The 12,167-nt window shown below is 59.3% G+C and carries 5 protein-coding genes; 3 read left to right on the forward strand and 2 right to left on the reverse strand.

Annotated features, from left to right (window positions below; genetic code table 11):
* The first annotated feature begins 13 nt into the window (after positions 1-13).
* The 3 genes from ACYZUC_RS05900 (at position 14) to ACYZUC_RS05910 (ending at position 7,646) form a co-directional block, all read left to right on the forward strand.
* Entirely contained in the window at positions 14-1,750 is a 1,737-nt protein-coding gene (locus tag ACYZUC_RS05900; protein WP_461994290.1) for an IlvD/Edd family dehydratase, read from the forward strand.
* A gap of 200 nt (positions 1,751-1,950) precedes the next feature.
* A complete protein-coding gene (locus ACYZUC_RS05905; protein ID WP_008030085.1) occupies positions 1,951-2,670 on the forward strand; it encodes a FadR/GntR family transcriptional regulator in 720 nt (239 codons plus the stop codon).
* 278 nt (positions 2,671-2,948) lie between these two features.
* Positions 2,949-7,646, forward strand: coding sequence for a dermonecrotic toxin domain-containing protein (locus ACYZUC_RS05910; RefSeq protein WP_461994292.1), 4,698 nt, complete (start codon positions 2,949-2,951; stop codon positions 7,644-7,646).
* A 64-nt stretch (positions 7,647-7,710) separates the two neighbouring features.
* Here ACYZUC_RS05910 and ACYZUC_RS05915 read toward each other — a convergent pair whose 3' ends face one another.
* The gene (locus ACYZUC_RS05915) at positions 7,711-10,095 is read right to left on the reverse strand and encodes an efflux RND transporter permease subunit (RefSeq protein WP_461994294.1); all 2,385 of its coding nucleotides are present in this window, start codon (positions 10,093-10,095) and stop codon (positions 7,711-7,713) included.
* A 28-nt stretch (positions 10,096-10,123) separates the two neighbouring features.
* Entirely contained in the window at positions 10,124-11,197 is a 1,074-nt protein-coding gene (locus ACYZUC_RS05920; protein ID WP_461994296.1) for a WD40/YVTN/BNR-like repeat-containing protein, read from the reverse strand.
* Between the last annotated feature and the right edge of the window lie 970 nt (positions 11,198-12,167).

Raw genomic sequence — 12,167 nt, forward strand, 5'->3', positions numbered from 1 at the left:
AAGAGAATCGATCATGTCTGATAAGAAACCCACCCTGCGCTCCGCCCAATGGTTTGGCACGGCCGACAAGAACGGCTTCATGTACCGCAGCTGGATGAAGAATCAGGGCATCGCCGACCACCAGTTCCACGGCAAACCGATCATCGGCATCTGCAACACCTGGTCGGAACTGACCCCGTGCAACGCGCATTTCCGCCAGATCGCCGACCACGTCAAACGCGGCGTGATCGAGGCCGGTGGTTTCCCGGTGGAATTTCCGGTGTTCTCCAACGGCGAATCGAACCTGCGCCCGACCGCCATGTTCACCCGCAACCTGACGAGCATGGACGTCGAAGAAGCGATTCGCGGCAACCCGATTGACGGCGTGGTGCTGCTGACCGGTTGCGACAAAACCACCCCGGCGCTGTTGATGGGCGCAGCCAGTTGCGACGTGCCCGCCATCGTCGTCACTGGCGGACCGATGCTCAACGGCAAGCACAAGGGCCAGGACATCGGCTCGGGCACCGTGGTCTGGCAGCTCAGCGAACAAGTGAAAGCGGGCACCATCTCCATCGATGACTTCCTCGCGGCCGAGGGCGGCATGTCCCGTTCCGCCGGCACTTGCAACACCATGGGCACCGCATCGACCATGGCGTGTATGGCCGAAGCACTCGGCACTTCCCTGCCCCACAACGCCGCGATTCCGGCGGTGGATGCGCGCCGTTATGTGTTGGCGCACATGTCCGGCATGCGTGCGGTGGAGATGGTTCGCGAAGACTTGAAACTGTCGAAAATCCTCACCAAGGAAGCCTTCGAAAACGCTATTCGGGTCAACGCCGCCATCGGTGGTTCGACCAACGCCGTGATCCACTTGAAAGCCATCGCCGGCCGCATCGGCGTGGAACTGGAGCTGGATGACTGGACCCGCATCGGTCGTGGCATGCCGACCATCGTCGACCTGCAACCCTCCGGGCGCTTCCTGATGGAAGAGTTCTACTACGCCGGTGGCTTGCCTGCGGTGTTGCGTCGCCTCGGCGAAGCCAATTTGATTCCGCATCCGAACGCCCTCACCGTCAATGGCAAGACCCTCGGCGAGAACACCAAGGACGCGCCGATCTACGGTCAGGACGAAGTGATCCGCACCCTCGACAACCCGATCCGCGCTGACGGCGGCATCTGCGTATTGCGCGGTAACCTGGCGCCACTCGGCGCGGTGCTCAAACCGTCCGCCGCCACGGCTGAGCTGATGCAGCATCGCGGGCGTGCGGTGGTGTTCGAGAACTTCGACATGTACAAGGCGCGGATCAACGATCCGGAGCTGGACGTGGATGCCAACTCGATTCTGGTGATGAAAAACTGCGGGCCGAAGGGTTATCCGGGCATGGCTGAAGTCGGCAACATGGGCTTGCCGGCCAAACTGCTGGCCCAGGGTGTGACGGACATGGTGCGTATTTCCGATGCGCGCATGAGCGGCACCGCGTACGGCACAGTGGTGTTGCACGTAGCACCGGAAGCGGCGGCCGGCGGGCCTTTGGCGACAGTGAAAGAAGGCGACTGGATCGAACTCGATTGCGCCAACGGGCGTCTGCACCTGGACATTCCGGACGCCGAACTGGCTGCGCGCATGGCTGATCTGCAACCGCCGCAGAAGATGATCCTCGGTGGATATCGCCAGCTGTACATCGACCATGTGTTGCAGGCGGATCAGGGCTGCGACTTCGACTTCCTGGTCGGTTGCCGAGGTGCCGAAGTCCCCCGCCACTCCCACTAACCCCGCAACCTCTGTAGGAGCCGGCTTGCTGGCGATGGTGGGTCAGGCACTATTGTGTCGACTGACACACCATCGCCAGCAAGCCGGCTCCTACAGTTTTTGATCTTCACAGGATTCAGGATTGCTTGCTCTGGCGACCGTCCTCGCCGCGCCTGCTATCATGCGCGGCACCTCCCCCGCACAGGATCGCGCCGTTCCCCATGGATTACCGCAAACCCTCCGACCGCAAAAGTATGCACTCGCGCATTGTCCAGGAACTGGGCATGCAGATCGTTTCGGGACGCTTCAAACCGGACGACAAACTGCCCGCCGAAGCCCTGTTGTGCGAGGAGTACGCGGTCAGCCGTCCGGTGCTGCGCGAAGCCACTCGCGTGTTGGTCGCCAAAGGCCTGGTGTATTCCCGTCCGCGTGTCGGCACGGTGGTCAAGCAGCGCAAGGAATGGCACATGCTCGACCCGGACGTGCTGCACTGGCTGATGCAAAGCAGCCCGCAGAATCAGTTCTTCGATCTGCTGACCAGCGTGCGCAGCATCATCGAACCGGCAGCGGCGGCCCTCGCCGCACAATTCGCCACCGACGAAGACATTGCCTCTATCGGTGAAGCCTACCAACGCATGGAAGCCGCGCCGACACCTGAAGCCCTGTTGCAACCGGACCTGGATTTCCACAGCCGCATCGCCGACGCCACTCACAACGACCTGTTGGCGAACCTGTGCAACATGCTGTCGGTCGCGATTGCCGAAGCGTTGAAGCATTCCAACCAGCGGCCGAACCTGCATGAATTGGCGTTGCCACGGCACAAGGCGATTCTCACCGCCATCGAGAACCGCGATGCGCTGGGTGCCCGACATGCAACGCTGGTGCAGCTGGACGATGCTCGCAGTGCGCTGAATGTGGTGCTCGGCGCCGATCCATCATAAAAACACGTTCCACTGTAGGAGCCGGCTTGCTGGCGATGGCGTTTGTTCACACGATAAATATGTTGGCTGACCCACCGCCATCGCCAGCAAGCCGGCTCCTACAAGGGATACGTTGATCTTCTGAGATAAAAAAGCCGCAACCCTGGTTGCGGCTTTCTCGTTTCTGGCCTGAACACAGGCCTTAACCTATCGCTTCGCCCAATGTGCGGTACCCGGCTACCGCACATCCCTTTCGATTCGGTTTACGTTGAGGAACCACACATGCAAAGGATTGCATCATGCCCACACCTGCATCACCCCCTACCACCGCAAGCGACACCGACATCATCGCTCGGGCGGTTCACACCCGATTCAACACCCGGCCGACCTTACGCTCGCAAACCGCTCGCCTGCTCAAGGACGGCATTCTAGAAAAATACCCGCAACTGGCATTCGACCCCGAGCAAACCAAGGTTGCCCAACCGATCCCGGATGGCGCCTGGCGGCTCACGCTGCTTCTGGACGTGGTGCTCGACTATCTGGCCAGCGGCACATTCCCCGATCTCAGCGAGCAATACGGTCGCAGCTGTTTTTTGACAAACCGTGCACCCGCGCAACTTACCGTCGACAACACGACATCGCGACTGCCCGACCTGCAAGTGATCGCGCAGGTCATCCGTGAATTACCCGACATTTTCTACATCGGCGCTCAGGAATCATTGGCCGCCTGCTGGAACGAACAGGACGAAACCGCCGTCAGCCGCTGGCAATGGCTGGGAGATCTGCTCGCCGGCGTGTTGAAAACATCCGCGACGCGCCTCGCGGCAAGCAATGCGGCACAAGCCGAGATTCTCGTGGAACTGGCCCGCCAACCCGACAACCGCGAACGCCTTCAGCGTCCTTGGGCCAAAGGTGCAATTGAAGCCTGCACGCTTCAAGTCACGCTGAGCAGAGGCGAAGTGTCTTTCACGCTGCAGACACCGGATATCCTGGTGATTTGCGGCGAGACTCATTTGTTGTGCAGTGTGACCGGCAACATCGAATCGTTCCCGTCCCTGCAAGCCTTCGGTGCCGCATGGGGCGAGCGGTTTCAGCAGGACTTCATGGCGGATTCGATCAGTTGGAAACGTTTTGCTCCGGACGGCAACATCTTTGATACCCAGGCAGCTCTGCTGCTGAACCGGCAACTGGAAGATCTGGAGTCGCTCAAACTGCCCGCACGCCAAAGCCTGACTGATCTTGAAAAGCGTTTTGACGCAATCACTGATGTCGCCGCACTGTTTATCGGCAGCGACAACCACCCAACGCACCTTCACGCCCTACAGACAACAATTCCCGAGTGGTTGCAGGGCGCCAGCGCCACTGACCGCATGGCCTGGCGTAAACACACGTTGTCGATGGCCAGTGTCAAACAGCAGACACTGGGGCGCTCGTTGCCCGACGATGTCGTTGACCTTCGTACGTTCGCCAGAAATGCGCTGCATGAGCAAATGCTCAAAGACCAGCCTTTGGCGCCCGGCTACAAGTCCGATGAACTGGAACTGACCTTTCATGTGCCTGTCGGCGATTTGGGCAGCGGCTACCTCGAACCCGTCAAAATGTCCCTGACCGACCTGGCGATCAAAAACCTGGCCGGCAAACCCAAAGGTCGGATGACCCTGCGTCACACCGAAAACCAGCTGATTCAAGACTGGACCACCGAGGCCTATTTGCTGGATCTGGTGGGCCGGGTTGATATCGGAAAACATTACCCCGAGTACATCGAAGCGCAGTTGCTTGGCAACAGTCCCGAGGCCAATGAACGGCTGCGACTCTTCGGCCTGGAACTGAGCCTGCATTTACCGCTGCGAGCCCTTGAACATTCGATCAAAGGTGAGCACGGCTTCACCTTCCTGGGCTATCGATATGTCGATGCAGTGTTCCAATCGCTGGCCGCCGAGCGCATCGTCGAGGAACAGTCCGTCGTCATCAGGCCATTGGCGTTTCAACGCAAGGCCGGGGCCACGTGCGATGTGGTCAGCAACATGTTCATCATCGAGCCGAAAGACCTGAAGTCGGACGGCCCGCATATTCTTTACCGACCACTGTACTCAGAACCCCTGCACCAGTACCCCAGCCGCCAAGACTTGCTGAGTGCCATTGCGCAAACCGGCCCGTTGCAAACCAGTGTGCTGACCTGGCTGCCGGATCGCGCACGGCCGATCTACGACAACAGCGGGTTCACCGAACCCCATATTGTCCACTTCCATGCAGGGGACGAATTCACACTGCCTGAAAAGCCCCAACCGGCAATTCTGGCCGGCGACGAAGCGGCTGGTGACTGGCTCACCGCGCTGGAAGAGGGTCGATTGCTGGCCAGTCTGTTCCTCAGCAATGCACGCACACTGATCGATCTGGCGGATCGGCAATCAGTGTCGAATGCCGAGAGCCGCTGGGCGATCATCCTCGAGGGTGGCTGGCTGGTGTTCAACAACCTGATTCTGCCGTTGTTGCGCGGCCCCGCCATGGTGGTGGGCTGGATGCTGCAAATCGCCCACAGCCTGATCAACGATCTGCCAGCGCTGGACAGTGATGACCCGAAGGCGCGGAATCAGGCATGGATCGATGTGCTGTTGAACATTGGCCTATTGGTTCTGCATGTCGCTCGAGAGGAAGGAGCCCCGGCACTTTCCGACAGCACAGCGACAGCAGTTCCGGATGCCCTCGCCCCCTTGCGCCGTCCTGCGCAAACATTTTCGTGGCCCACCGAATCGACCATCGTCCAGGACACTCCGGGGCTGCCTTCCGAGCCGCCGGGCAGTGGCAAGACCCTGCTCGACTTCAACCAGTCGAGCGCGCGTGATTCGGCAGCGGCCCGACTGTTCAACACGTTACGGGAAGTTCAGGTGCCATGGCCGACACCTTTGCCAGAGCCCGTTACCACCGGCGCCTTCAAAGGGTTGTACCGGATCGGCAATCTTTGGCACGCTACCATCGCCGGCCTGCTGTTTCGCGTGAGTATCGTCCCCGGGTTCGGCGAGGTGTATCTGATACATCCGGAGCACCCGGATCATCCCGGCATCAAGCTCAAGACTAATGGAGATGGCCGATGGACTCTGGATCAAGGGTTGAAACTGCTTGGCGGCGGACGCAACTCGAGAATCAGCGCCCAACGTGAAATAGCGCAACAACGCATCAGCCTGCTGGAACTGAACCGTCAGGAGTTCGTGGACCAACAAGTACGGGTGCAGAAGCGTGTCGACATCGCTGAAAACCTGATGCAGCTGAAAAGGAACGACGCCGCCAGTACAGAGCTCGATCGCGCCACGTACAGGCAACGGTTCGTTGATGAGCTGGACAAACAGACCGAAAGCTACGCCACGCTGCTGGCCGAGAAAAGGGAATTGGCCGAGTTGACCAAATCCGATCCCGATCCTGTGCAGTTGTGCAACCTGTCGGAAAACCTCATCAACAATGCCCGCAAACGGATCGTCATTGCTGACTGGGAGCGAGAAGCTGTCAATCAAACGTATGCGGACTTGAGAAATGGCGTCGGGCATTTGCATGACGCGTTGATCCGCGAAGGCGACGCGGTACTGGATCGCTACTTTGAGTTCATGCGTAAAACCTCCGACATCAACGAATCCATGATCAAGTGTCTAGATCAGGTAGACAGCCGACTGCAGGAACTCAAGCAGATCCCTCGCCAGGGCATCGAGTACTGGAAGAGACTGACGGGCAACAGGCCCGAAAATGAAATGACGGCACTGCGCGTCAAGTGCTATCAGCTGAGTATCTTGCGCCTGCTCAGTCTCAAGGCCCTTGGCAGTAACACCATGGGTGTGCTCGAACGCACCCTCAGCCCTTTGCTGCTACTGTCGCGCTCGCATGCCGAACTGCAAACGGAACACACCTACACCAACAGCGACCGGATCGCCGTTCTGGAGAACCTGGTTGATCAGTACAACAAGGCACAGGACGGTCTTGAGGCGATCGGTATTTTCAGTACGGATGAACTGCAGGCACACCCTTTCAATCGGCTGCGCGAGCTCATTGACCAGCTGCGTATCGATGCCGAACGACGCCTGGCGGAAGCGCTTCAACTGCTACCGCAAGCGGAGGAGCCTTCAACGTCGGCATCCGGCGCCAAGCCGCCAGTGAAGCGTCCCTATTCATGGTCCAGTCGCAAGCGGGTGATCAAAACCGCTAAAGGCACATTGATCGGCGATCTTCGACAACGGGTCGCTCACCAGGAAGGAGACATTGTCGACATCAACCATCCGTTCGAAGAAAGGCCACTGGCTTCGTTCCACGAGCACGAACCCAATGTCTGGGTAGAAATCGTCGATGCCAGACCCGCAGCTCCCAAGGCAACGCGCCCCTATCAGCAGCTCAAGGGCGATGCCCGCAAGGCGTTGGCCGATGTCGATAAAAACGTGCAGAAGATCGAGGGTTACGCGCAACGCGCCAGTTCTCCCAAGGAAATCGAAGAGCAATTGCAACGCGAGGCACAAAAGCTGATCGGGTACGCCAATGGACTGGAACAACACGAAAGCCCTCCGGCCAACCGCGATCCAGACGTTTCGCTGATCAGCGGACTCCGCGAAAAGGCGCACGCCCTCGACACCAAGGCCACCGAACTTCGCACCCACATGACTCTGGCCCGGCCGCCCAGTAGCGAGGGGGTGGAGTATCTGTTGCGGCGCAATGAAATTTTTGCGCGAATCAACGGCCAGCGGGTTCAGTTGAAAACCGGACGGCGTGACTTCATGCAAGAGTACGCTTTGTTGAATAAAGACAATCAACCCTGGTGGTACGGGCATTTTCACTACGCCAACGCGGATGATGCCAAGGCCGACTACACCCAGGCGCATCTGAAAACCAGGGAGCAACGCTTCGAAACCTACGAATCGGCCATGGCCAAGGCCAAGGACCCGAAACAAAAAATCGATATTCATCACGGCATCATCAGCAAGGAACTGGCGAACAGCGATTTTCTACCGTTGCAACCCCGCTGAGTTTTTCAATCGCCCATAAAAAAGCCGCAACCCAAGGTTGCGGCTTTTTGGTTTTGCCTGAGGTTTAGTGAGCGAACAGTGAGTTGCCCTTCTGCCCCGCCAGTTTCTCCGGTTTGATCAGGAACCGAGCCAGCGCTGGCAGCAGCCACAACGCGCCGAACATGTTCCAGAGCAGCATGAAGGTCAGCATCAGGCCCATGTCGGCCTGGAACTTGATGGCCGAGAAGATCCAGGTGCACACGCCGATCGCCAGGCACAGGCCGGTGAACAATACGGCTTTACCGGTGGACTTCAGCGTCTGGTAATACGCCTCTTGCAACGGCAGACCGGCACGCAGGAAGCTTTCCAGACGGCTGTAGATGTAGATGCCGTAGTCGACGCCAATCCCCACGCCCAATGCCACCACCGGCAAGGTCGCGACTTTGACGCCGATGCCCATGAAGGCCATCAGGGCGTTGCCGAGTACCGACGTCAGCACCAGTGGCAACACGATGCACAAGGTCGCCGCCCAGGAACGGAAGGTGATCATGCACATGGTCGCGACGCAGATGTAGACGAGGATCAGGATGGTCAGCTCGGATTCCTTGATCACTTCGTTGGTGGCCGCCTCGATGCCGGCGTTACCCGCCGCAAGGATGAACTCCAGGCCTTCCTTGTTGTTTTCCTTGGCGAAGTCCTGCACGGCATGGACCGCGCGATCCAGGGTGGCAGCCTTGTGATCGTTGAGGAACACCAGCACTGGCGCCAGGGAGCAACTGTTGTTGTACAGGCCGTCAGCGCGGGCGATGGAGTTGTTCAGCACGTCCGGGTTGCGCGACAGGGTTTCCCATTTCAGGTTGCCCTCGTTCATGCCCTTGATCATCTGCTTGGACACGGTCACCAGCGAGATCGCCGACTGCACGCCCTCGGTGTTCTGCATCTTCCACATCAGCTCGTCGATGGGTGCCATCGCTTCATAGCGCGAGCAACCTTCGGACTTGGTCTTGACCATCACCACCAACACGTCGGAACTGGTGGAGTAGTTGCTGATGATGAAGTTGTTGTCCTTGTTGTAGCGCGAATCCGGACGCAGCTCTGGAGCACCTTGATCGAGGTCGCCGATTTTCAGGTTCTGGCTGTACCAGAGGCCGCCACCGAAGGCCAACAGGGCCAACACGATCGACACCGGGGCAACTTTCGGGCTGGCAAAGTTGGACAGCAGGCGCCAGAACGGGTGTTCGCGGTGCGCGTCTTTCTTGCTGCGCTCGACGGCGCGCTTGCTGATGCCGACGTAGGAAATCGCCACTGGCAACAGGATCAGGTTGGTGAACACGATCACTGCCACACCGATGGATGCGCCGATGGCCAGCTCGCGAATCACGCCGATGTCGATGATCAGCAATGTGATGAAGCCCACCGCATCCGCAAGGATCGCGATCATCCCCGGCAGGAACAATTGGCGGAAGGTGCGCCGCGCCGCAGTCAACGCGTTGTCGGCCTCACTGGACTGCAAGGCGATACCGTTGATCTTTTGCACGCCGTGGGAAATACCGATGGCGAAGATCAGGAACGGCACCAGCATCGAGTACGGATCCAGCCCGAAGCCGAAGAAGTGCATCAGGCCGAGCTGCCAGATCACTGCCACCAGCGTCGTGCTCAACACCGCCACGGTGCTGCGCATGCAGTTGGTGAACCAGTACAACAGAATCAGGGTGATGACGAAGGCGACACCGAAGAACATCACCACCATCACCAGGCCATCGATCAGGTCGCCGACTTTCTTGGCGAAACCGACGATGTGGATCTGCACGTTGGGGTTCTGTTTCTCGAACTTGTCGCGGATCTTTTCTTCCAGCTCGTGGGAGAACTTGCGGTAGTCCAGGGCCAGCAACTTGCCTTGGTCCTGCGGGTCCGGGTAGGACTCCAGCAGCGGGATATCGACGATGCTCGACTTGAAGTCGTTGGCCACCAGACGCCCGACTTGCCCGGACTTGAGCACGTTGTTGCGCAACAAATCGAGGCTTTGCTGGGAGCCGTTGTAGCTCTGTGGGATCACTTCACCGCCGGCGAAGCCCTCCTCCGTCACCTCGGTCCAGCGCACGCTCGGACTCCACAGCGACTTGAGGCCGGAACGGTCGACGCCGGAGATGTAGAACACCTCGTCGTTGATCTGACGCAGGGTCTCCATGTACTCCTTGGAGAAGATGTCGCCGTCGGTGGCTTCAACCGAAATGCGAACGGTGTTGCCCAGGTTCGCCAGGTCGTTGCGGTGCTCCATCATCTTTTGAATGAACGGATGCTCGAGCGGGATCATCTTTTCGAAACTGGTGGACGGCCGAATCAGCGTCGCTTGCCAGAACAGGAAAATACTCACCAACAGACAGATCACGATCACTGCCGGGCGGTTGTTGAAAATCAGGCGTTCAAGAAACGTCGCCTTGTCTTGGTGATGGCTGCTCAAGGATGTCATAGACCCGCCTTCTTATTATTTGCCCGGCTCATTTGGACGACCCGTTTTTTCCATTCTCTGCACCGGCACCGGTTGGCGAGGTGACGCGAACGCCGCCCTGTCCTGCCAGAACCAGATTGCCGTCGCCCGCCGCAGTCACCGCCGAAACGGAAATGCGATCCGGACGGTTGAACACGCTGAAGGTTTCGCCGTTGTCGTTGCTGCGGATCACCGAGCCGCCGTTGCCGACGATCACGATAGAACCGTCGTCGAGCAAGGTCGCACCGGACAGACCGAACTCCAGCGCACCACGGGTGGCTTTCAACTCGACCGGCTCCCAGGTGGTACCGAAATCGGTGGAGCGAAACAGGTTGCCCCGCAGCCCGTAAGCCAGCAGCGTGTTGGCCTCGGCAGTGCCGATCACGCCGAACAACGAGCCTTCATAGGGGCCTTCGAGTTTTTCCCAGGTCTGCCCCCAGTCGGAGGAACGGAACATGCTGCCCTGCTCACCGACGATGAACAGCCCGGCATCCTTGATCGCGGCAATGGCGTTGAGGTGGTACTGGTCTTCGTTGTCCAGGCGATCGCTGGCGTCTTCCCAGGTCTTGCCGCCGTCGGTGGTGGCCACCAGCGCGCCGTAAGCGCCCACGGCAAAGCCGTTGCTGGCATCCTGGAACCAGACGTCGAGCAGCGGCGATTCGCGTTTCAGGTCTTCATATTGTTTGGTCCAAGTGACGCCACCGTCCTCGCTGGCGAGGATCTGCGCGTCATGCCCGACGGCCCAGCCGTGTTTGTCGTCGACAAAATAGACCGAGGTCAGCAGTGCCCGGGTCGGCACCTTGGCCTGGGTCCAGGTCTTGCCCTGGTCATCGGAATACAGAATGTGCCCGCGATCCCCGACTGCCACCAGGCGCTTGCCGGCGTGCACGACGTCGAGCATCAGGCTTTTGCTGGCTTTGGCGGATTCAACGGAATAGACAACGTCGGTGGCTGGCGCCGCATTGGCCAGCGCAGGTGCCGACAACACGGCACAGCCCAACAGCGAGAGCGCTGTAGCCAGCAATGCGAATTTGCGCAGTGCCGGCGGGCGGCAGATACCCACACCCATGACAGGCTCACTCATAGACCTTCCCCCATTATTATTGTTAGGTCGTTCAACCTTTCAGGGCGCCGTTAGGGGTGCTCATCGGGATTGGATGGTTAGGAGCATAGTCCTGAAACCCGCAATCCAGAGCCCCTTCGGAAGCTGGCTTATCCTATCGGGGTTTGGAAAGGTCTGACAATCGACGCCACGTTATCTTTTGTTAACCTGAGGGGGATGGGGTTTTTCTGAATGATGAGGTATCAGGTGGGGTGATTCGGGGTTTGTGGTTGGTGGTGTACATATCCATTTCTGCGGTAACGGCTTCTATTGGTTCCGCTCTTACAGCGGGTCACTTGGAGAAGCGCCAAGTAACCAAGCGCTCTTGCCCCTTTCGTTCGGTGCCTCGCTAAGGCTCGGCATGCCCTCGCTCCGGTCCTGCTCCGTGGGCCCGCCGCCATCGGCCATCCATGGCCGGGGGCGGCTAACCCGGCATCCATGCCGGGTTGCCCACTGCGCAGAACCTGCGCTCGGCCTCTCGAGGGGGCGCTCAGATCAAAAGCTGAAGGCGAGCTAACGCTCGGCCTGATGAGTGGTGAGAAGCGAAAGCGTACGCAGATCTCCTGTAGGAGCCGGCTTGCTGGCGAAAAGCGTCTGGGCGACGCGTTCACTCAGATACCCCGCGTTATCGTTGACGTCCATCGCCAGCAAGCTGGCTCCTACAAGGGAAATGCATACGTGTTTGGATAAATACGATCAACTGTAGGAGCCGGCTTGCTGCGGGCGGCGTTCCGACGATAGCGGTGGGTCAGGCAATGAGTGCGTGACTGAACGGACGCCATCGCCAGCAAGCCGGCTCCTACAGGGGGATGCGTACGATCAAAGAGCCAGGTCGGCTGGCAGCCGCCTCGCTTTTGCTTTTGCTTTGGCTTTTGATTTTGATCTGCCCCGTCGGAAGGCCGAGTGGAGGTTCTGCGCAGTGGGCACCGCGGCAAGGATGCCGCGGTAGCCG

This window comes from Pseudomonas sp. GT1P32 (genome assembly GCF_054897805.1).

What these genes read in the sequence shown, in the direction of transcription:
- ACYZUC_RS05900 (WP_461994290.1), top strand. Translation starts at nt 14, where the DNA reads ATGTCTGATAAGAAACCCACCCTGCGCTCCGCCCAATGGTTTGGCACG.
- ACYZUC_RS05905 (WP_008030085.1), top strand. Translation starts at nt 1,951, where the DNA reads ATGGATTACCGCAAACCCTCCGACCGCAAAAGTATGCACTCGCGCATT.
- ACYZUC_RS05910 (WP_461994292.1), top strand. Translation starts at nt 2,949, where the DNA reads ATGCCCACACCTGCATCACCCCCTACCACCGCAAGCGACACCGACATC.
- ACYZUC_RS05915 (WP_461994294.1), bottom strand. Translation starts at nt 10,095, where the DNA reads ATGACATCCTTGAGCAGCCATCACCAAGACAAGGCGACGTTTCTTGAA.
- ACYZUC_RS05920 (WP_461994296.1), bottom strand. Translation starts at nt 11,197, where the DNA reads ATGAGTGAGCCTGTCATGGGTGTGGGTATCTGCCGCCCGCCGGCACTG.